This window comes from Pseudomonas sp. 14P_5.3_Bac1, assembly GCF_025466135.1.
Lineage (GTDB): Bacteria > Pseudomonadota > Gammaproteobacteria > Pseudomonadales > Pseudomonadaceae > Aquipseudomonas.
In genome coordinates, this window is record NZ_JANLOF010000057.1 from 204,008 (window position 1) to 223,997 (window position 19,990).

Here is a 19,990-nt window from a genome sequence, read left to right on the forward strand (position 1 = left end):
AGCCGGGGTGGCGCGCAAGGTGCGAGGTGCGCCGTCCAATCGTCAATGACGTTGTGCTACCAACGCCTCATACCGCGCCCATATTTTTTCTGCGTAGCGCAAACGCAACGCTTCACGCTCAGGTGCCGCGCCGGCGTTGTAGGAGCCCACGGCTGTCCAGTTGTAACCGAAACGCTGGATAAACCCGGCAAGTATCGAGGCGCCCACCTCGACCGACAAACAGGGCTCACTCAACAACCGCTCCTCGGTAATGCCCTGCTTGGCCAGGCGAGGCAAGTGCATGCTGTTGATCTGCATCAGGCCAATATCCCGGGAGCCATCGCTGTTGAGCGCGTTCACGGCGTGCGCGCGGTAACCCGATTCCACAGCGGCGATGGCCTGTAAAAGCTCAGGTTCGAGGTCATAGCGGCTAGCCACCTCTTCCCAGCAATTGGCCCAGGCCTGATGGCTGCCCATCAACAGGCTCAACACCAACGCTTTGCCCAATCGATTAATCATGAGTCACCTGCCCACAAGCCGAGCAGATGCGTTGCACACGCCCTGGCCCCGTCTGGAGAATGGCGCGCTGCTCGGCTTTCACGGCACAGGTAAAGCGATACCCCCTGCCGTAAATTGTCTTGATAAAGCCCTTGTCCTTCTTCAGCTGCTTACGCAATGCGTAGATACAGCGCGTCAGCGATTCCTCTGCAACCTCCCCTCGGGGCCAGACCAACTCAAGCAGACGATCCTTGGTCATCAATGCTCCGTCAGACGCCAACAGCAGCCGCAGTACATGCCACTCCTTGGGCGGCAACTGAATATCCGCGCCTTCGCCGATCAATCGGCCATCGCCCTGCAAGGTCCACCCGGCAAACACCCAGGCAGCCGTCAGCCCATCATTCACGAGGGTCATGCACACCTCTGCACCCGACTACTGACATTGAATTCCTTGTTTCCAGAAACGGCCGATACGCCAACATCACCACTATAAAAACCCGAGCCGCGAACAACGTTAGGAAAAAACCCATGTCATCGAGGCTTTCGGCGGGCGCCACGTAGGACTTTTCGTAGTCGCCGACCACAAAGCTTTCAGGGCTCTGACCAACGGGTTGTGTCACTCAAGGACTTCACGGCGTTCGCGCACAAACGCACGCTGTACACGCTCATATTGGCTCGGGGTCAGCGGCGGCGGGCCGACAGCACCGGCCAACATCCGCGGCTCACTGCCGACCGCCCGCGCCTGGATCACAAAGAGCCGTACCTGCGCGCGTCGACCACGGCGGGTCGCCTCGCCCTCACGGTGAAAACTACCCAGCCACAAGCGTCTGCCTTGAGGTACGCGCACCACAGAGCTGACGGCCATTCGCCCCACCGCTCCTGCCGAGCCGGGCTTGAATGTGCCGTCCATCTGACGGCCATCCTCGAGGTTCACCAGCATCTCGATCTGATGCGCTCCGGCGAAGCGCGGGAGCACACTGGCTTCAATGCCATACCGCACGGGCTGCCAATCACCCTTATCGTCGCCGGGCCGTGGCAGGTAAAACGTATGGTTATCCTGGAAAACCGCAGGCACGTTTTCCTGGGTAAGGATTACGGGAAACGCGACGACTTTGGCCTTGCGCCGGCGCTCCAGCACACCGAGCTGTGCCATCAAGCGGTTGTCTTCCAAAGGTTCCAGTACGCGCGTCACGAAAGCCCCGGTCTCGGTTTCCTGAGCCCAGGCTGCGCCCATCCTGACGAATTCACTGCGCTCCACCTCCACTTGCCACAGCGACACCTCAATCGGCCGCTTGGGCTTGTCGAGCTCCGCCACCAGCTCCTCAAGCACCTTCACCTGAGCAGGTTTGCCCTTGATCAACAGGCTGTTTGAATCCGGATAAGCCATCACCACCAGGCTCTTGTCGGCCAGCAAACCCGGGGGTCGTTGCGTGTCCTTCTTTTGCTCGCTGGCCAGCACGCTTTCGATCATCGAGGCCATACCCGGAACGTTGACCTGGTCGTCGCCCATCGAATACGTGCGATCCGCCACGTGCGTGTTGAACACCTGCACCACACCGAAGGTTTGCGTGCCGACGCGTACCTCGGTGCGCTGCTTGTCCATCAGTTGAGCCAGGTGCAATACCTGGTCGACATAGTTAGGTGGCCCGGACACATAGAACGTCCGCCCGCCGCTTTCCCTCAGGGGAAAACGCGACTCATCGAGCCCGGAACGGCGCATGAACCCGCGCAGCCTGTCGACCGAGATATGCCGCAGCGCTACCGCCGAGCTTTTTGCCTCCCCGGCGTCATACAGGTAAAGCACTTGCCCGTCGCTGTACCAGATCAGGCCTTGCTGCTCGGCGACGGTTTCCAGCGTGTGCTGCGCCGCCCCAAGGTCGAATTGCCCGGTGATGGTTTTACGCGCCACCTCGCGGCTGACAACGACAGGCAAGCCCAAGGGCACCGACAGCGCGGTAAAAAAGGTATGCAGGCTTTCATCCCGCGCCTGATAGCTATCCCCCAAAGCGCACGCGTTTGCCAACAGCAGTGCACCGCACAGCAGCCAGCGGCATAACCTGCGGTAACTGCGCATAGTTGGGGAATAGATAGACACCGTGGATGTTCCTCGCCGTCTGGCGCAAAGAGGCGGCCATACTGGAAGGCAGCTGAGTTTCAATCTTGATGGAAAGCTGACGGCGGACTGCGCTTGAAGCCCCGTGGCATGTGCCTTGCTAAGGGCTATGTATCAAAGCCTGCACCAACGTCGGAGCAGGCTTACGGACAATGGCGTCGTTTCCCTGCAATGGCTTGCGCTGCCACCCGCGCAACCCTCAAGGGTTACGACGCTTTTTTTTGAGCAAAGGTGAGTGTTGATGAACGATTCGGTCGGCAACAGCCCGGTGAACCATCCGCTGGCCTGGGTGAACGGCAGTGACGCCCCGGAAAAGAGCAGCCTCGACCTGGGCTTCATGGCGCTGACCGATTGCGCCTCGCTGGTGGTCGCCGCCACTCAGGGTTTCGCCCAACCCTACGGCCTGACGCTGAACCTCAAGCGCCAATCGTCCTGGGCCAACCTGCGCGACAAACTGGTCAGCGGCGAACTGGACGCCGCCCATAGCCTCTATGGGTTGATCTATGCCGTGCACCTGGGCATCGGCGGCGTAGCGCCGACCGACATGGCCGTCCTGATGGGGCTCAACCAGAACGGCCAGAGCATCAACCTGTCCCGCGGCCTGCAACAGCAAGGGGTGATCACTCCTGAAGCACTGGACCGCCACGTGCACCAAAGCCGCACAAAACTGACCTTTGCACAGACATTTCCCACAGGCACTCACGCCATGTGGCTGTATTACTGGCTGGCGAGCCAAGGCATTCATCCGTTGCACGACGTCGACAGCGTGGTAGTACCGCCGCCGCAGATGGTCGCGCACCTGCAAGCCGGGCGCATCGACGGGTTTTGTGTCGGCGAGCCCTGGTGTGCCAGCGCGGTCAAGCAAAACCAGGGGTTCACCCTGGCGACCACCCAGGCGATCTGGCCGAATCATCCGGAAAAGGTTCTAGGTTGCACCCAGGCGTTTGTCGATCAATACCCGAACACCGCTCGCGTCCTGGTGATGGCGATTCTCGAGGCCAGCCGCTTTATCGAGCAAAGCCAGGAAAACCGCCGCTCCACCGCACAATTACTCAGTGCTCGCGACTACCTCGATGCGCCGCTCGACTGCATCGAACCACGCCTGCTGGGTGCTTATGACGACGGCCTCGGTCACCAGTGGCAAGACCCACATGCCCTGCGGTTTTTCGGCGATGGCGAAGTAAACCTGCCGTACCTTTGCGACGGTATGTGGTTCATGACCCAGTTTCGGCGCTGGGGCTTGCTGCGCGAAGATCCGGACTACCTGGGCGTGGCCCGCGGCGTGCAGCAATTGGCTTTATACCGTCAGGCCGCTGCCGCCGTGGGCGTCAACGCAAACGCAGCGGACATGCGCAGCAGCCAGCTGATCGACGGCAAAATCTGGGACGGCTCCGACCCCGCCGCCTACGCGCGCAGCTTCCGACTGCACGCCATGGCAGACCACCCCAGCCACCAAGCGCAGCGCTGACAGGACGACCTTTATGTTACGCATCCTGTTGATCAACGATACGCCGCGCAAGGTCGGGCGCCTCAAGGCCGCATTGATCGAAGCCGGGTTCGAGGTGATCGATGAGTCCGGCCTGACCATCGACCTGCCCGCGCGCGTCGAAACGGTGCGCCCGGACGTGATCCTGATCGATACCGAGTCACCTGGCCGAGATGTAATGGAGCAGGTGGTACTGGTCAGCCGCGATCAGCCGCGGCCGATCGTGATGTTTACCGACGAACACGACCCGAACGTAATGCGCCAGGCCATCAAATCCGGGGTCAGCGCTTATATCGTCGAAGGCATTCAGGCCCAGCGCCTGCAGCCGATCCTGGACGTGGCCATGGCCCGCTTTGAAAACGACCAGGCCTTGCGCGCCCAGCTCCAGGCGCGCGACCAGCAACTGGCCGAGCGTAAACGCATCGAGCTGGCCAAAGGCATGCTGATGAAAATGAAGCACTGCAACGAAGAAGAGGCCTACACGCTGATGCGCCGCCAAGCCATGAGCCGCCAACAGAAACTGATCCAGGTGGCGGAGCAGATTATCGCCATGAGCGAGTTGCTTGGCTGATCTGGCGCAGCTCTTGCTAAGCATTCACCACAGGTAACCAACGGCGGTTGCCCCTTCTACGACAAAGACGTCGCCCATCCGGTTTGCCCTCGCGAACCCGATGGCGGCGTTTTTTCGTTTTGGCCCCAGCGCCTGGGGCCGATGGGGCGGCTTTTAGCCAGCGGCCCCATCACTCGGCCTTCTTACAAGACCCCAACCGTTGAGGTGCGTGATGAAATCAAGCTTCTGGAAATCCGGGCACACCCCGACCCTGTTTGCCGCGTTCCTGTATTTCGACCTGAGTTTCATGGTCTGGTACCTGCTGGGCCCGCTGGCGGTGCAGATTGCCGCCGACCTGCACTTGACCACCCAACAGCGCGGGCTGGTAGTGGCCACGCCGATCCTGGCCGGCGCGGTGCTGCGTTTTCTGATGGGCATGCTGGCCGACAAACTGTCGCCTAAAACCGCCGGGCTGATCGGCCAGGTCATTGTGATTGCCGCACTGTTCGGTGCCTGGCAACTGGGCATCCACAGTTACGAGCAGGCCCTGCTGCTGGGCGTGTTCCTGGGCATGGCGGGCGCGTCGTTTGCGGTCGCCCTGCCGTTGGCCTCTCAGTGGTATCCCGCGGAACACCAGGGCAAGGCCATGGGCATCGCCGGTGCCGGCAACTCCGGCACCGTGTTTGCCGCGTTGCTGGCACCGGTACTCGCCGCCGCGTTTGGCTGGAGCAATGTGTTCGGCTTCGCGCTGATTCCATTGGTCATCACGCTGGTCGTCTTCGCCTGGCTGGCGCGCAATGCCCCGGAACGCCCGAAAGCCAAATCCATGGCCGACTACTTTAAAGCCCTGGGCGACCGCGACAGCTGGTGGTTCATGTTCTTTTACAGCGTGACGTTCGGCGGCTTTATCGGCCTGGCCAGCGCCCTGCCCGGCTACTTTAACGACCAATACGGCTTGAGCCCGGTGACCGCCGGCTACTACACCGCCGCCTGTGTGTTTGGCGGCAGCCTGATGCGCCCGTTGGGTGGCGCCCTGGCGGACCGTTTCGGCGGGATTCGCACCCTGCTCGGCATGTACAGCGTGGCGGCAATCTGCATCGCGGCGGTGGGTTTCAACCTGCCAAGTTCTTACGCTGCGTTGGCACTTTTCGTCTGCACCATGCTCGGCCTCGGCGCAGGTAATGGCGCGGTGTTTCAACTGGTGCCCCAGCGTTTTCGCCGCGAGATCGGCGTGATGACCGGCCTGATCGGCATGGCCGGCGGCATCGGCGGCTTCGCCCTCGCGGCAGGCATGGGCGCGATCAAGCAAAGCACCGGCACTTATCAAATGGCCCTGTGGCTGTTCGCCAGCCTCGGCGTGCTGGCCTGGTTCGGGCTGCACGGGGTTAAACGTCGCTGGAGAACCACCTGGGGTTCGGCCGCCGTGACCGCCGCACGCGTCTGATGGGCTTGCAACTGAGTGTCGCGCAAGCCAGCGCCACTGGCCCTCGGGCCGAAAACCAGGACGCCCTGCGCGTCGTCACACCCGTGGCGGAACTGGCAGCGAGTAAAGGTTACCTGTGCGCCATCGCCGATGGCGTCAGCCAATGCGCCGACGGCGGCCTGGCGGCGCGCTCGACCTTGCAGGCGCTGGCGCTGGACTACTACGCCACGCCGCAAACCTGGGGCGTGGCCCAGGCGCTCGAGCGTCTGTTGCTGGCGCAGAATCGCTGGTTGCAGGCCAACGGCGGCGGCCAGCCACTGCTGACCACCTTGAGTGCGCTGGTGTTTCGCGGCCAACGTTTCACCCTCGCGCATGTCGGCGATTGCCGGGTGTATCGCTGGCTGGACGGCGAGTTGCAGCGCATCAGCGAAGACCATGTGTGGGAACAACCGGGCATGCAGCACGTGCTCAAGCGCGCGCTCGGCCTGGACCAACACCTGGTGCTGGATTTTCTCGACGGTGAACTGCGCGCAGGCGAATGCTTTTTATTGCTCAGCGATGGCGTGTGGGCCGCCTTGGGTGAGCACAGCATCAGTGCGATCCTGCGCGAGCAAACTGACCTCGATGTGGCGGTCAGAACGCTGGTCAACGCCGCGCACCTGGCCGCCAGCCAGGACAATGCCAGCGCCTTGCTGGTGCGCATCGACCAGCTCGGTGCCGCCACCCTGGGCGATGCGCTGGTGCAGTTGCAGCAATGGCCGCTGCCCCCTTCGCTCAAACCTGGGCAACGCTTTGAAGGCTGGCAGGTTGAAAGCCTGCTGGCGCAGAGCCGACAGTCGTTGCTGTACCGGGTACGTGATGCCCAGCAGCAACCCTGGCTGTTGAAAACCTTGCCGCTCAACCGCGACGATGACAGCGATGCCGGCCAAGCGTTGCTATCTGAAGAGTGGTTTTTGCGCCGGGTTGCCGGGCGCGCGTTTCCTGAAGTTCACGCGGCCAGTGGGCGACAGCATCTGTACTACGTGATGCGCGAATACCCGGGGCAAACCCTTGCCGAACTGTTCCGGCACCAGGGTCCATTGCCCTTGGCGCAGTGGCAGTCCATCGCCGAGCGGTTGCTGCGGGCGATGGGCCTGCTGCACCGGCGACAAATCCTGCACCGCGATATCAAGCCGGAAAACCTGCTGCTGGGTGACGATGGCGAACTGCGCGTGCTGGATTTTGGCCTGGCCTATTGCCCGGGGCTCTCCGAAGACCGCGCTCATTTGCTGCCCGGCACGCCAAGTTTTATCGCACCCGAGGCGTTCAGCGGCGAGCCGCCTACGCCGCAACAGGATTTATACAGTGTCGGCGTTACCTTGTATTACCTGCTGACCGGGCATTATCCCTACGGCGAAATCGAAGCTTTCCAACGGCCGCGTTTCGCCCAGCCCGTCAGCGCCAGCCGCTATCGTCCCGACCTGCCTGACTGGTTGCCACTGAGCCTGGAACGCGCCGTGGCGGCTTCACCCGCGCAACGTTATGAAACCGCCGAAGAATGGCTGCTGGTGCTGGAGCAGGCCGACCGCCGTGAATTGAGCGTGCGACCACGGCCCTTGCTGGAGCGCGAACCGCTCAAGGTCTGGCAAAGCCTCGCCGCCATGTCGCTGCTGATCAATCTGGTGCTGCTGTACTGGCTGTTGCACCGCTAGAGGGCAAATTTCCAGGCAGCGTTGACTCAAAGCCCCAATAAACCCGCAAGCTGGCCAACTTGGCACAGCCACTGCATTAGCTTCCCCAACAACACACATACAGCCGTCCCTTCAACGTCGAAGGGGCGAGCTTCCCGAGAGAACGGGACCAGGACAAAGGCGTCCTCGCTAGATCACTAGCGGGGACGCCTTTTTTTGTTTGCGCGTAATTGGTCGAGCCATTGCGGAGAACGACATGAAAAAACTCAAACTGGTGATGATAGGCAACGGCATGGCCGGGGTTCGCACCCTTGAAGAATTGCTCAAGCTGAGCAGCGACCTGTACGACATCACCGTGTTCGGCGCCGAGCCCCACACCAACTACAACCGCATTCTGCTGTCGCCGGTGCTGGCCGGCGAGCAAACGTTCGAAGAGATCGTGCTCAACGATCTCGACTGGTACCTAGATAATCACATCAAGCTGTTGCTCAACCGCAAAGTGGTGCAGATCGACCGTGTCAAACGCCTGGTCATCGCCGAAGACGGCACCGCAGCCGAGTACGATCGCCTGCTGATCGCCACCGGTTCGACGCCATTTATCCTGCCGATCCCAGGCAATACCTTGCAAGGCGTGATCGGCTACCGCGACATCGCCGACACTCAGGCCATGATCGACACCGCCAAAACCCACAAGCACGCTGTGGTGATCGGCGGTGGCTTGCTCGGCCTGGAGGCCGCCAACGGCCTGATGCTGCGCGGCATGCACGTGACCGTGGTGCATATCGGCGAGTGGCTGTTGGAGCGGCAGCTGGACAAGACCAGCGGCCAACTGCTGCAAACCGAACTGGAAAGCCGTGGCCTGGTGTTCCGTCTACAAGAACAGACCCAGGCGCTGCACGATGCCGGTAACGGCCGTGTCGGCTCGGTGCAATTCAAGAACGGCGACGTCATCCCCGCCGACCTGGTGGTGATGGCTGCCGGCATCCGCCCCAACACCGAACTCGCAGAAAAATCCGGCATCCCGTGCAACCGCGGGATTCTGGTCAACGACACCTTGCAGACCTACGACCCACGCATTTATGCCATCGGCGAATGCGCCAGCCATCGTGGCATCGCCTATGGCCTGGTTGCGCCACTGTTCGAGCAAGCCAAAGTCTGCGCCAATCACCTGGCGCAGCTGGGCTTTGCCACCTACAAGGGCTCGGTCACCTCAACCAAATTGAAGGTCACCGGTATCGACCTGTTCTCCGCCGGCGACTTTATGGGCGGCGAAGGCACCGAAACCATCACCCTCAGCGACCCGATTGGCGGCGTGTACAAAAAATTGGTGATCAAGGACGACATCCTGGTCGGCGCCTGCCTGTACGGCGATACCGCGGACGGCGGTTGGTATTTCCGTCAGATCCGTGAGAACCATGCGATAGGCGAGATCCGCGATCACTTGATGTTCGGCGAAAACGCTTTAGGCGATGTCGGCCATCAAGGCCAGGACAAGGCCATGAGCATGGCCGACAACGCCGAAGTCTGCGGTTGCAACGGCGTATGCAAGGGCACCATCGTCAAGGCGATCCAGGCGCACGGGCTGTTCAGCGTTGACGAGGTCAAGAAGCACACCAAGGCCGCCAGCTCCTGTGGCTCCTGCGCCGGGCTGGTGGAACAGATCCTGATCAACACCGTGGGCGGTGCCGCGGACGTCAAACCGAAGAGCGAAAAGGCGATCTGCGGTTGCAGCGACCTCAACCACGGGCAAATTCGCCAGGCCATCCGCGATCAGCACTTGCTGACCATCGCCGGCACCACGAGCTACCTGAACTGGCGCACACCCAACGGCTGCGCCACCTGCCGCCCGGCGCTCAACTATTACCTGATCTCCACTTGGCCGGGCGAAGCCAAGGATGACCCGCAATCGCGCCTGATCAACGAACGCGCCCACGCCAACATTCAGAAAGACGGCACCTACTCCGTAGTCCCGCGGATGTGGGGCGGTGTGACCAATCCGTCAGAGCTGCGGCGTATTGCCGACGTGGCCGACAAGTACAACGTGCCGATGGTCAAGGTCACCGGCGGTCAACGCATCGACCTGCTGGGTATCAAGAAACAGGACCTGCCAGGGGTTTGGAAGGACCTCGACATGCCTTCCGGTCACGCCTATGGCAAATCCATCCGCACCGTGAAGACTTGCGTCGGCAGTGAGTTCTGCCGTTTTGGCACACAGAACTCGACGCAGTTGGGCATAGAGCTGGAGCATGACCTGTTCAACATGTGGTCGCCGCACAAGGTCAAGCTGGCAGTGTCCGGTTGCCCACGCAATTGCTCGGAAGCCGGCATCAAGGACGTGGGCATCATCGGCGTGGATTCCGGCTGGGAGATGTACATCGGCGGCAACGGCGGGATCAAAACCGAAGTCGCGGAGTTCTTCGTCAAGCTGAAAACCGCCGACGAAGTCCGTGAATACAACGGCGCTTTCCTGCAGCTTTACCGCGAGGAAGCCTTCTACCTCGAGCGCACCGTGCACTACCTGCAACGCGTGGGCATGGAGCACATCAAGAAGGCCGTACTGGAAGACCCGGCTCGCCGCCAAGCTCTCAACGAGCGTCTGCAGTTTTCGCTGTCGTTCGAACAAGACCCTTGGAAAGAACGCCTGGAGCAGCCGCTGCTGAAAAAGGAATTCGAGGTCATCCCCGTCAAACAGCTGGAGGTGCCGGTATGAACTGGCTGGATATATGCGCACTCGATGAAATCAACGCCCTGGGCTCGCGCATCATCAATTGGCCCAAAGGTGATATCGCGATTTTTCGTACCAGTGATGACGAAGTGTTCGCCCTCGATGACCGCTGCCCGCACAAGGGCGGCCCGTTGTCCCAAGGCCTGATCTACGGCAAGCGCGTAGCCTGCCCGCTGCACAACTGGCAAATTGATCTGGCATCCGGCGAAGCCCAGGCACCGGACATCGGCTGCGCACACCATCACCACGCCCGCGTGGAAAATGGCCGGGTCATGCTGGCCCTGCGGGACGCGGGTTGATGAACCGCCAGGTCACCGCGTCCACCTGCTGTTACTGCGGGGTGGGTTGCGGCGTGCTGATCGAGCACGATGGCGCGCAGATCCTCGGTGTACAAGGCGACCCGAACCACCCGGCGAACTTCGGCAAGTTGTGCAGCAAAGGCTCCAGTCTGCACCTGACCGGCGACCTGGCGGCCCGCGCCTTGTACCCGGAGCTGCGTCTGGGCAAAGGCCTGGCGCGGGCACGCACCGACTGGGAAACCGCACTGGAGCACGCGGCCAACGTGTTCGCCGAGACCATCAGCGAACACGGGCCGGACAGCGTGGCGTTCTACATTTCCGGGCAATTGCTGACCGAGGACTACTACAGCTTCAACAAGCTCGCTCGCGCGCTGGTCGGCACCAACAACATCGACAGCAACTCGCGGCTGTGCATGTCCTCGGCAGTGGTGGGCTACAAGCGCAGCCTGGGCGCCGATGCGCCGCCGTGCAGTTATGAAGACCTGGAGTGCAGCGACTGCGTAATGATCGTCGGCAGCAACATGGCCTACGCCCACCCGGTATTGTTCCGACGCCTAGAGGAAGCCAAAGCGCGGCGCCCGCAAATGAAAGTGTTGGTGATCGACCCACGCCGCACGGACACCTGCGATTTGGCTGACCTGCACCTGGCCATCCTGCCTGGGACGGATGTGGCGTTGTTCCATGGGATTTTGCATCTGTTGCTGTGGGAAGACTGGGTCGACCGAGACTTTATCCAGGCACATACCGATGGGCTGGCCGAGCTGAAACGGCTGGTGCATGACTACACGCCGCAAATGGTCACGCAGCTGTGCGGGATCAGCGTCGAGCAGCTGCGCCTGTGCGCCGAATGGGTCGGTACCTCCAGCAGTTTTCTGTCGCTGTGGTGCATGGGGCTCAACCAATCCACCGCCGGCAGCGCCAAAAACAGCGCGCTGATCAACTTGCACTTGGCCACGGGCACGATTGGCCGAGCGGGCTGTGGGCCGTTTTCCCTGACTGGCCAGCCGAATGCGATGGGTGGACGCGAGACCGGCAGTTTGTCGAATTTGCTGCCCGGCCATCGCGAGGCGGCCAACCCGGAACATCGGGCCGAAGTGGCCGCGTATTGGGGTGTTGAACAACTGCCAGCCAGCACCGGGCTGACCGCCATCGAACTGTTTGAACAGGTACAGGCCGGCAAGATCAAGGCCTTGTGGATCGCCTGCACCAACCCTGCCCAATCCTTGCCCGACCAGAACACCGTGCGCATGGCCTTGGAGGCGTGCCCTTTCGTGGTGCTACAGGAGGCTTTTCGTACAACCGAGACGGCCCGTTTCGCTGACTTGCTGTTGCCAGCGGCCAGTTGGGGCGAGAAAGAAGGCACGGTGACCAACTCTGAACGGCGCATTTCCCACGTGCGACGGGCCATCGCCCCACCTGGGGAGGCGCGCCCGGATTGGGCAATCACTGTGGATTTTGCCCAGCGCCTGGAGCGACGTCTTTGTCCCGGAAAACCGAGGCTTTTCGCCTTTGAACACCCCTCGCAGCTCTTTGATGAGTACAAACTGCTGACCCGCAACCGTGACCTTGACCTGTCGGGCATCAGCCATGCCCTGCTCGATCAGATGGGTCCGCAGCAATGGCCGTTTCCCGCGGGCGCGCAATCTGGAACTGCGCGCCTGTACGCCGACGGCGTATTCCCGACCGAGAGCGGCCGCGCGCACTTTGTTGCCGACCCCTACCGCGCCGCCAAAGAGCAGCGCGACGCACGCTTCCCGCTGACGCTGATCACCGGCCGCCTGCGTGATCAATGGCACGGCATGAGTCGCACAGGCACTGCAGCCCAGTTGTTTGGTCATGTGAACGAAGCACTGCTGAGCGTGCACCCGGATGAGTTGCGCCGCCATCGCTTCAAGGACGGAGACCTGGTCAACCTCAAAAGCCGCCGCGGCAGCGTGATTATTGCCATCAACAGTGATGACAGCGTGCGCCCCGGCCAAGCGTTCCTGCCGATGCATTGGGGTGACCGTTTTCTCAAGGGTGGCGTGAATACGCTGACCCAGCCAGCCTTCGATCCTTTGTCGAAACAGCCGGAACTCAAACACAGCGGTGTGCGCCTGGAGGCTGTGCAACTGCCGTGGCAGCTGTTTGCGTTGATCGAAGGCGATGTGCAGCAACACGTCGAGGCACTACGCCCACTGTGCGAGGGCTTTGCCTACGTGAGCCTGAGCCTGGCCGGGCGCGAACGGCCGGCACTGGTGGTGCGCGCGGCACATACCGAGGCGCCCGACCTGCAACTGCTGACCCGTATCGACGCACTGCTGGGGCTCAACGACGGCGCTGTGATGGCGTACGACGACCCGCGTCGCTCGATCGGTAAACGCGTAAAAATCGAAAAAGGCCGGATTACCGCGTTGCGCCTGGCCGGTGAAACCCTGGCTCGGCATTGGTTGCAAAGCCTCTGGCTGGAAGGCCGCACTGACGATCAACTGCGCCGCTGGCTGCTGGCACCGCTCAGTGCGCCGCCGGGCGGTGCGGCAGCCAGCGGCAAGATTGTGTGCAACTGCAAGAACGTCAGCGAAAACGCCGTGTGCGCAGGCATCACTCGCGGCCTGGACCTTAACGGGCTCAAACAGGCGCTGGGCTGCGGCACGCAATGCGGCTCGTGCGTACCGGAAATTAAACGTCTTTTGGCCAGCAACCCGCAGCCAATCGCAATCAGTGTGTGAGGGAAAAACCATGAGCGCAAAAATCTGGCTGGTGGGCGCGGGGCCCGGTGATCCTGAACTGCTGACCCTGAAGGCGGTGCGGGCCCTCCATGAGGCCGACGTGGTATTGATTGATGACCTGGTCAACCCGGCTGTGCTGGAACACTGCCTTGACGCGCGGATTATCAGCGTAGGCAAACGCGGTGGCTGCCGTTCGACGCCACAGGATTTTATCCATCGCCTGATGCTGCGTTATGCCCGGCAAGGCAAATGCGTGGTGCGATTAAAGGGTGGTGACCCGTGCATTTTCGGGCGTGGCGGCGAAGAAGCGATGTGGCTGCGCGAACGTGGTGTGGACGTGGAGTTGATCAACGGGATCACGGCGGGCCTGGCCGGTGCAACAAACTGCGATATCCCGCTGACGTTGCGTGGGGTCAGTCGCGGTGTAACGCTCGTTACGGCACATACCCAGGACAACAGCAGCCTGAACTGGCGTGCACTGGCCGAAAGCGGGACGACGTTGGTGGTGTACATGGGCGTGGCGAAGCTGGAGGAGATCCGTCAGCAGTTGCTGGAGAGCACCATGGCAGAGGATATGCCGGTGGCGATGATCGAAAACGCATCGCTGCCTCAACAGCGAGAATGCCGTAGCACGTTGGGTCAGATGCACAAGGATGCGCAGGCGTTCGCCTTGAAAAGCCCGGCAATTCTGGTGATCGGCAGTGTCGCCGCGGCTGCACAGGCGGCATGCGTGACCGTATCCGCCAGCGCCTGAGGCAAACGCCAGGCGAAAAAAAGCCCGGCCTAAGCCGGGCTTTTTTTTACCACTCAGTAATTACTGAGCAGCTTGAGCTTCTACCGAGGCTTCTACGCGACGGTTGATAGCACGGCCAGCTTCAGTTGCGTTGTCAGCAACTGGGCGGGATTTGCCATAACCAACCGAGCTTACACGGTTAGGAGCAATACCGTCTTTGACCAGAACTTGCTTGACCGCGTCAGCACGACGCTGGGACAGCTTCTGGTTGTAAGCGTCAGGACCGACGGAGTCAGTGTGACCTTCAACAACGGTGGTGGTTTGTGGGTACTGTTTCATGAAGTCAGCGAGGTTTTTCACGTCGCCGTAGCTGTTAGGCTTAACAACCGACTTGTCGAAGTCGAACTTCACGTCCAGCTCAACACGAACAACCTGAGCAACTGGAGCTTCTGGCTCTGGAGTTGGCTCTGGAGCTGGTGCTGGGGTAGGAGCTGGAGCTACTGCGCCGGCGTTACCGCCGAAGTTTACGCCCAGGCCAACCAGTGCGGAGTAGTCCCACTTGCCGTTGTCCAGGTTGTAGTCAGACTCAACACCGGCACGTGCGAACAGGTTGTTGGTGAAGTAGTACTTCACGCCAGCGCCAGCGATAGCCAGAGTGGACTGGTCGCGACCTTTGTGGCCGTCAGCTTCAACGTTGGTACGGCTCTGGTGACCGAAACCACCTTCAACGTATGGACGCAGGGAGTCAACACCGGCCTGACCGAAGTGGTACTGAGCAGTCACGCTGCCAGTGTCACCTTTGATCTTCTGGCTACCAGTACCGTCGTTCGAACGGGTGTGGTTGGTAGTGTCGTAGTTCAGGTTGATCGACACGTCGTCGGTCAAGAAGTAACCGATGCTTGCGCCAGGGTTGAAGCCGTCTTCGATGTGCTTAACGCTATCGTTGTACTGCTTCTTGTAGAACAGCTGGCCTTCAACTGCGCCTTGGCCTTGTGCCAGAGCGCCGAAAGAAGTGGCAGCAATAAGAGAACCAATGGCAAAGCCCAAGGTGTTTTTCAGTTTCATCCGTTAAATCCCCATCTGGTGATTGTAAAGCAGTCCCACAAACCGGGGGACAACTCGGCGACAAGTCTAACAGAACTTGCCTACACGTAAGAGATATTTGCCACGCACTAAGTTTCAGTCTCGCCCGCAAATTTCTCACGTAATTTATCAAGAGCACGCTTGTAACGCATTTTTGTAGCACTCAAACCCATGTGCATGATGTCAGCAATTTCCTGAAACTCCAGCTCTGCGACAAATCGTAGCACCAAAATTTCGCGGTCAATTGGGTTCACATGCACCAACCAGCGATCGAGTCCGCCCTTTTCCTCGGGTGCCGGCGTCTTTTCTTCAGACGCTTCCTCAAGGGGGTCGAGACTCAAAGCGTCCATCAACCGACGCTTTCGCCGCTCCTTACGATACTGCGTGATGCACTCGTTATACGTGATGCTGTAGAGCCATGTCTTGAACTTCGATTTGCCCTCGAAGTTCTTCAGGCCATACAGCACCTTGAGCATCACTTCCTGACAGACATCGTCCGCATCTCTATCGTTCCCTAAATACCTTGAACAAACGTTGAACAGAGTGCGTTGATATCTGCGCATCAATTCTTCGTACGCGCGTGTTACGTGAAACAGCTCCGTGTGCGAGCGCGCGACCAACTCCTCATCAGAGAGCTCACGGGGGTCATAGCGCGTAGACAGCGTTTGGGCTTTATTCAAAACAAGTCGTGCCGACAGTCAGGTCAATGTCCGCTACAGCCCGGTCACCCGGGTTTGCGGCGGCGTACATTAGCAGGGTTTGCCGGATTAGCGGCTACTGACCTGCTGCTCCAGGAGAATCCGATTGGACAGCGATACCAGCTCACCGTCATCGGTCAGCACCGTCGTCTTGACTGTGCCGATCTCCTCGATTTGCCCTTCGACCTCGCCCACACGCACCTGTTGCCCAACCTGATACAGCTCACGCACATAGATTCCTGCAAGAATCTGACCGGCAATTTCCCGGCTTCCCAACCCCATGGCCAGCGCAACGGCCAGACCAACGGTAATCAAAACAATCACAATCACATGGTTAAGCAGGTCAGTTTTGACCTCGAGCTGGCTGATCGCGACGGAAATACTGATGATGATCACCAGCCCCTGAGCGATCCGCCCCAGGCCCGCAGCATAGTCCAGCCCCACACCTTCAGCGGCTCCGCGCACCAGCCCATTGGCCAGTTGCGCCAGTAAAACGCCTACGAGCAGCACCAGCGCGCCACCGAAAACCTTCGGCAAATACAGCGCCAGCATGTCGAGCGTAGCTGAAACTCGCTCAAGTCCAAGGGATTGAGCTGCAGAAACCAGAAAAATAAGTAAAACGAACCAGTAAACGATCTTCCCGATGAGGGTCGAGATCGGCACTTGCAGCCCGGCACGACCCAACAGCTTGGTCAGGCCCGTGCCTGCCATCAAGCGGTCCAGGCCCAGTTTGGCGAGCAATTTGGACAGCAGGGTGTCGAGCAGCTTGGCCACAACAAAGCCCAGCAAGACCAAAACCAGAGCACCAAACAGGTTGGGAATGAAATTCGCCACCTTGGTCCACAATGCAGTCATCGCAGTGACCAGGCTCTGGGTCCAGAGATCAAGTTCCATATTCAATCAGCCTTATCAGCAGTGCGAGCAAGAGGTTTACGACGGGAAACCGGCGACACATGGGCCGAACCATTGTTCAGAGCCATCATCAGCGCCGGCAGCCAACGACCGAGCAGCCCGAACAGATCTCCCGCACCTACCTGACGGTTGGCGGTTTTCAACACGCGACCCAGGCAGGCGTCGTCGTCACGGTTGGACGGCGAAGCATTAAGCATGTCACGCAATGACTGTTCGAACGGATCGTGCATAAAGACCTCTCGCAAGTGATTTAAAAGACGAGGGTTAAATTCCTGGGGTCACATGTACCCCCTACTACGTTCAGGTCATATTCAGGTCAAACCCAGCGCAATCGTCGAAATAGCCACCATTGTCCCAAGGCGACGACCACCATCATCAGGCACGCAATCATGAATCCGTAGGGGCTGGCGGAGAACGGAATCCCGCCCACATTTATCCCCAGCAAACCGGTGAGAAAACTCATCGGCAAAAAAATCCCGGTGATGATACCGAAGCGGTACATGGTGCGATTCATCCGCAGGCTCAATCGCCGGTCTTCGGTCTCAAGCACAAGCCCCACGCGCTCTCGAGCCAATTCGAGCTCTTCCAGGTAACGCGTCAGGCTGTTGTGTAATTCGTTCCAGTAGTCAGCATCGTCATCACAAAACCACGGCAATTTGGTTCGCGTCAGCTGGGCAAAAATATCTCGCTGAGGGGCGAGGAAACGCTTGAGCCCCGCCGCGCGTCGACGGATCTGCAGGACGCTGCCATGTTCCGGAGTATACCGTTCGTCGGCATCCAATTTTTCTTCTTCGATATCGACGACTTCAGACAGATCGGTAACCAGATCCTGCACTTTGTTGGTCAGGTACTGCGCCATATAAAGGATGAGTTCCGAAGCGGTTTTCGGCCCTTTGCCCTCCGCCAGTTGCACCAGCAACTCATCGGTTGCGCGCAGCGGACGCAGGCGCAAGGAAATCACGCGATCGGCCGCTGCGAAGATCCGCACCGACACCATGTCTTCCGGCTCGGCGCCCGGGTTCAGGTTGACCCCGCGCAGAAACAGCAGCAATTGCGCTTCGGGCAGTGGCAACAGGCGCGGACGGGTGTTTTCCTCCAGCAGCAAGTCGCAGGCGAACTCGCTCAAGCCGCTGGATTTACGCAGCCAGGTCTGGGTCTGCGGATGGCTGCGATCCCAATGCAGCCACAGGCTTTCCTGAGGCTGCAGTTGCAAGTCGTCGAGCTCAGTCCGGGCAATCGAACGCGCACCGCCTTTACCGTCCAGCACCAGGGCATGCACCAGCCCCCATTGCGCGTTTTCTTCCTCGAACATCCTCACCCCTATCGGCAACAGCAGTTTATTCAGGCATTTTCAGCGGGCTGGGCGCGACGATCACGCCATTATTGTCCGCATAGATGTATTCACCGGGGCGGAACGTCACGCCGGCGAAGGTCACCACCACGTTCAGGTCGCCAATGCCGCGCTTGTCGGTCTTCATCGGGTGAGTGGCCAGCGCCTGTACGCCCAAATCGGTTTGGGCAATGACATCGACATCCCGGATGCAGCCGTAGATCACCAGCCCTTCCCACCCGTTCTTCGCGGCCTTCTCGGCAATCATGTCGCCGAGCAACGCGCGACGCAGGGAGCCACCACCGTCGACCACCAGCACCTTGCCGGCGCCCGGCTGATCGGCCTGTTCCTTGACCAGAGAGTTGTCCTCGAAGCATTTGATGGTGACGATCTCGCCGCCAAAGGAATCCCGGCCACCGAAATTACTGAACATCGGCTCAACCACCTGCACCAGCTCCGGGTAGGCGTCGCACAGATCGGGCGTCACGTAATGGTTCATCGAGAAACTCCTGTCATCAAAGAAGAGGTCGAACATCCCACGGTGTACATCAGAAAAACGCGTCGCAACAGGCAATCTTTAACGGTTCACCGGTTGGCGGCGGCCATGATCGGACTCGCTTCGCCGCAACGCAATAGCGACTGCGCGACTGAATATGACCAGAAGCGTTTAACGCGTCATATCTTAGCCGCAACCACACACGAGTGAAACGCCCTTGGCAGAGCGCTTGATCAAACAGCTGCCAGTACCTGCGGGTACGCCCCGGCCAAGGGTGTCAGTGGATCGTTCAACCACCGCGCCACCATTGGCCATACCTCGGCTTGAGCAGCTTTGCTGACCAGCATCTCGACATGCCCGAAATCCCCGCTGAAGCCCTGCTGGCGCCCCAGACACAGGTATTGGCGGTGCTCGGAGCCGACTTGCTCGAACAACTTGCGGCACGCCCAATCCGGGTCCTGCTGGTCACCGGCGGCACTCACCGCCAACAACGGCACATCGACTTCGGCGAGGCCCTTCCACCAATCCTGTTTGCCATCGCCAAAGCGACCGAACAGGCCGTTCCAGCGCATGGCTTCGATCATCACGCCCGCAGGTTCATCCTCCGGACCACGCTTGAGCCGCGCGCCGGACACCTCGCCAAAGCGTTTCAGGAGCAAACGAGCGGTCCACTCCACCGGTGGAATTTTCAACGGCCAGTGGGTACGGCTCACCTGGCAACCAAACAACGCCACCGAGGCCACCACTGGCGCCCCCAGGTGCTGCCCGCCGAGGGCCGCAGCCAGTGCGGTGCCGCCCAGGGAATGCCCGATCCAGTGCGGGATTTGTGCACTTTGCTCACGCACAAACGCGCCGATGGCCGGCAAATCGTAACGCGCGTAGTCGGCGACGCGATTCTTCGCGTAGTCCTGGTTGCGCTTGGACAAGCCATGCCCGCGCATTTCCGCGATCCACACATCAAAGCCCTGGCGCGCCAGATAAGCGCCCAAACCGATGCCTTTGGGCGAGTACCAGAAACGTCGGTTGGAAAAACTACCGTGCAACAAAATGACCGGCGTGCCCCGGTTTTCCGGGACATCGGCCAGGCCCAAACGCGTCACGGCCAGCTCGACGGTGCCGTCGGGGCTATTGCCGGGTTTGAGGCGATACACATCTTCACTCAGGTCGCCGCGACGTTCAGCACTGATCAGGGCGACGGGAAACAGGTTGCTGCTGCTTTGCATAATGCTCTTGCACAAAAAAGGGCGGCGTCCGGAAGGAGTTCCGCCCTGCACAGATAAGAATGCC

At 60.4% G+C, this 19,990-nt stretch carries 18 protein-coding genes; 8 read left to right on the forward strand and 10 right to left on the reverse strand.

The window, feature by feature from the left end; translation table 11 throughout:
* Positions 1-42 precede the first annotated feature (42 nt).
* The 3 genes from NTD89_RS14790 to sctC all read right to left on the reverse strand — a co-directional run bounded on the left by NTD89_RS14790 (position 43) and on the right by sctC (position 2,572).
* A complete protein-coding gene (locus tag NTD89_RS14790; RefSeq protein ID WP_145159113.1) occupies positions 43-498 on the reverse strand; it encodes a transglycosylase SLT domain-containing protein in 456 nt (151 codons plus the stop codon).
* Positions 491-892: a winged helix-turn-helix domain-containing protein gene (locus NTD89_RS14795; protein WP_106576312.1), complete on the reverse strand. Its 402-nt coding sequence runs from the start codon at positions 890-892 to the stop codon at positions 491-493. The genes NTD89_RS14790 and NTD89_RS14795 overlap by 8 nt, the downstream gene beginning before the upstream one ends.
* Positions 893-1,093: 201 nt before the next feature.
* Positions 1,094-2,572: a type III secretion system outer membrane ring subunit SctC gene (gene sctC, locus NTD89_RS14800; protein WP_262208388.1), complete on the reverse strand. Its 1,479-nt coding sequence runs from the start codon at positions 2,570-2,572 to the stop codon at positions 1,094-1,096.
* A 259-nt stretch (positions 2,573-2,831) separates the two neighbouring features.
* On the opposite strand from sctC, the gene NTD89_RS14805 reads away from it, so the two are divergent.
* The 8 genes from NTD89_RS14805 to cobA all read left to right on the forward strand — a co-directional run bounded on the left by NTD89_RS14805 (position 2,832) and on the right by cobA (position 14,205).
* Positions 2,832-4,058 (forward strand): CmpA/NrtA family ABC transporter substrate-binding protein, encoded by a 1,227-nt coding sequence (locus NTD89_RS14805; protein WP_262208389.1) that lies wholly within the window; start codon positions 2,832-2,834, stop codon positions 4,056-4,058.
* 13 nt (positions 4,059-4,071) lie between these two features.
* Positions 4,072-4,647, forward strand: coding sequence for an ANTAR domain-containing response regulator (locus NTD89_RS14810; protein ID WP_262208390.1), 576 nt, complete (start codon positions 4,072-4,074; stop codon positions 4,645-4,647).
* A gap of 211 nt (positions 4,648-4,858) precedes the next feature.
* Positions 4,859-6,070, forward strand: a complete 1,212-nt coding sequence (locus NTD89_RS14815; protein ID WP_262208392.1) for a nitrate/nitrite transporter — start codon at positions 4,859-4,861, stop codon at positions 6,068-6,070.
* Positions 6,070-7,740, forward strand: coding sequence for a bifunctional protein-serine/threonine kinase/phosphatase (locus NTD89_RS14820; RefSeq protein ID WP_262208393.1), 1,671 nt, complete (start codon positions 6,070-6,072; stop codon positions 7,738-7,740). Before NTD89_RS14815 ends, NTD89_RS14820 begins: the two co-directional genes overlap by 1 nt.
* A 235-nt stretch (positions 7,741-7,975) precedes the next feature.
* Positions 7,976-10,429, forward strand: coding sequence for a nitrite reductase large subunit NirB (gene nirB / locus NTD89_RS14825; RefSeq protein ID WP_262208394.1), 2,454 nt, complete (start codon positions 7,976-7,978; stop codon positions 10,427-10,429).
* Complete coding sequence (gene nirD / locus NTD89_RS14830; protein WP_262208395.1) at positions 10,426-10,743, forward strand: nitrite reductase small subunit NirD; 318 nt, start codon at positions 10,426-10,428, stop codon at positions 10,741-10,743. The genes nirB and nirD overlap by 4 nt, the downstream gene beginning before the upstream one ends.
* Positions 10,743-13,451: a nitrate reductase gene (locus tag NTD89_RS14835; RefSeq protein ID WP_262208396.1), complete on the forward strand. Its 2,709-nt coding sequence runs from the start codon at positions 10,743-10,745 to the stop codon at positions 13,449-13,451. Before nirD ends, NTD89_RS14835 begins: the two co-directional genes overlap by 1 nt.
* Positions 13,452-13,461: 10 nt before the next feature.
* The gene (gene cobA / locus NTD89_RS14840; protein ID WP_262208398.1) at positions 13,462-14,205 is read left to right on the forward strand and encodes a uroporphyrinogen-III C-methyltransferase; all 744 of its coding nucleotides are present in this window, start codon (positions 13,462-13,464) and stop codon (positions 14,203-14,205) included.
* Positions 14,206-14,265: 60 nt separating this feature from the next.
* On the opposite strand, the gene NTD89_RS14845 is transcribed toward cobA, so the two are convergent.
* The 7 genes from NTD89_RS14845 to NTD89_RS14875 all read right to left on the reverse strand — a co-directional run bounded on the left by NTD89_RS14845 (position 14,266) and on the right by NTD89_RS14875 (position 19,926).
* A complete protein-coding gene (locus NTD89_RS14845) occupies positions 14,266-15,249 on the reverse strand; it encodes an OmpA family protein (RefSeq protein WP_262208399.1) in 984 nt (327 codons plus the stop codon).
* Between the two features lie 107 nt (positions 15,250-15,356).
* Positions 15,357-15,947 (reverse strand): RNA polymerase sigma factor SigX, encoded by a 591-nt coding sequence (gene sigX, locus NTD89_RS14850; RefSeq protein ID WP_046382425.1) that lies wholly within the window; start codon positions 15,945-15,947, stop codon positions 15,357-15,359.
* An 87-nt stretch (positions 15,948-16,034) separates the two neighbouring features.
* Positions 16,035-16,859, reverse strand: a complete 825-nt coding sequence (locus tag NTD89_RS14855; RefSeq protein ID WP_003193288.1) for a mechanosensitive ion channel family protein — start codon at positions 16,857-16,859, stop codon at positions 16,035-16,037.
* A 2-nt stretch (positions 16,860-16,861) separates the two neighbouring features.
* The gene (locus NTD89_RS14860) at positions 16,862-17,107 is read right to left on the reverse strand and encodes a hypothetical protein (protein ID WP_005790375.1); all 246 of its coding nucleotides are present in this window, start codon (positions 17,105-17,107) and stop codon (positions 16,862-16,864) included.
* Positions 17,108-17,193: 86 nt separating this feature from the next.
* Complete coding sequence (locus tag NTD89_RS14865; protein ID WP_145159135.1) at positions 17,194-18,189, reverse strand: zinc transporter ZntB; 996 nt, start codon at positions 18,187-18,189, stop codon at positions 17,194-17,196.
* Between the two features lie 25 nt (positions 18,190-18,214).
* Positions 18,215-18,706, reverse strand: a complete 492-nt coding sequence (gene rraA, locus NTD89_RS14870) for a ribonuclease E activity regulator RraA (protein WP_262208402.1) — start codon at positions 18,704-18,706, stop codon at positions 18,215-18,217.
* Positions 18,707-18,936: 230 nt separating this feature from the next.
* On the reverse strand, positions 18,937-19,926 hold the full coding sequence (locus NTD89_RS14875; RefSeq protein ID WP_262208404.1) for a lysophospholipase: 990 nt from the start codon (positions 19,924-19,926) through the stop codon (positions 18,937-18,939).
* Positions 19,927-19,990 lie beyond the last annotated feature (64 nt).

Excerpts from the sequence above, each read along its gene's own strand:
- NTD89_RS14855 (WP_003193288.1), bottom strand. The coding sequence starts at position 16,859 with ATGGAACTTGATCTCTGGACCCAGAGCCTGGTCACTGCGATGACTGCA.
- cobA (WP_262208398.1), top strand. The coding sequence starts at position 13,462 with ATGAGCGCAAAAATCTGGCTGGTGGGCGCGGGGCCCGGTGATCCTGAA.
- NTD89_RS14820 (WP_262208393.1), top strand. The coding sequence starts at position 6,070 with ATGGGCTTGCAACTGAGTGTCGCGCAAGCCAGCGCCACTGGCCCTCGG.
- NTD89_RS14845 (WP_262208399.1), bottom strand. The coding sequence starts at position 15,249 with ATGAAACTGAAAAACACCTTGGGCTTTGCCATTGGTTCTCTTATTGCT.
- NTD89_RS14805 (WP_262208389.1), top strand. The coding sequence starts at position 2,832 with ATGAACGATTCGGTCGGCAACAGCCCGGTGAACCATCCGCTGGCCTGG.
- NTD89_RS14860 (WP_005790375.1), bottom strand. The coding sequence starts at position 17,107 with ATGCACGATCCGTTCGAACAGTCATTGCGTGACATGCTTAATGCTTCG.
- nirD (WP_262208395.1), top strand. The coding sequence starts at position 10,426 with ATGAACTGGCTGGATATATGCGCACTCGATGAAATCAACGCCCTGGGC.
- NTD89_RS14795 (WP_106576312.1), bottom strand. The coding sequence starts at position 892 with ATGACCCTCGTGAATGATGGGCTGACGGCTGCCTGGGTGTTTGCCGGG.
- NTD89_RS14815 (WP_262208392.1), top strand. The coding sequence starts at position 4,859 with ATGAAATCAAGCTTCTGGAAATCCGGGCACACCCCGACCCTGTTTGCC.
- NTD89_RS14875 (WP_262208404.1), bottom strand. The coding sequence starts at position 19,926 with ATGCAAAGCAGCAGCAACCTGTTTCCCGTCGCCCTGATCAGTGCTGAA.
- NTD89_RS14835 (WP_262208396.1), top strand. The coding sequence starts at position 10,743 with ATGAACCGCCAGGTCACCGCGTCCACCTGCTGTTACTGCGGGGTGGGT.
- nirB (WP_262208394.1), top strand. The coding sequence starts at position 7,976 with ATGAAAAAACTCAAACTGGTGATGATAGGCAACGGCATGGCCGGGGTT.
- NTD89_RS14790 (WP_145159113.1), bottom strand. The coding sequence starts at position 498 with ATGATTAATCGATTGGGCAAAGCGTTGGTGTTGAGCCTGTTGATGGGC.
- rraA (WP_262208402.1), bottom strand. The coding sequence starts at position 18,706 with ATGAACCATTACGTGACGCCCGATCTGTGCGACGCCTACCCGGAGCTG.
- NTD89_RS14810 (WP_262208390.1), top strand. The coding sequence starts at position 4,072 with ATGTTACGCATCCTGTTGATCAACGATACGCCGCGCAAGGTCGGGCGC.
- NTD89_RS14865 (WP_145159135.1), bottom strand. The coding sequence starts at position 18,189 with ATGTTCGAGGAAGAAAACGCGCAATGGGGGCTGGTGCATGCCCTGGTG.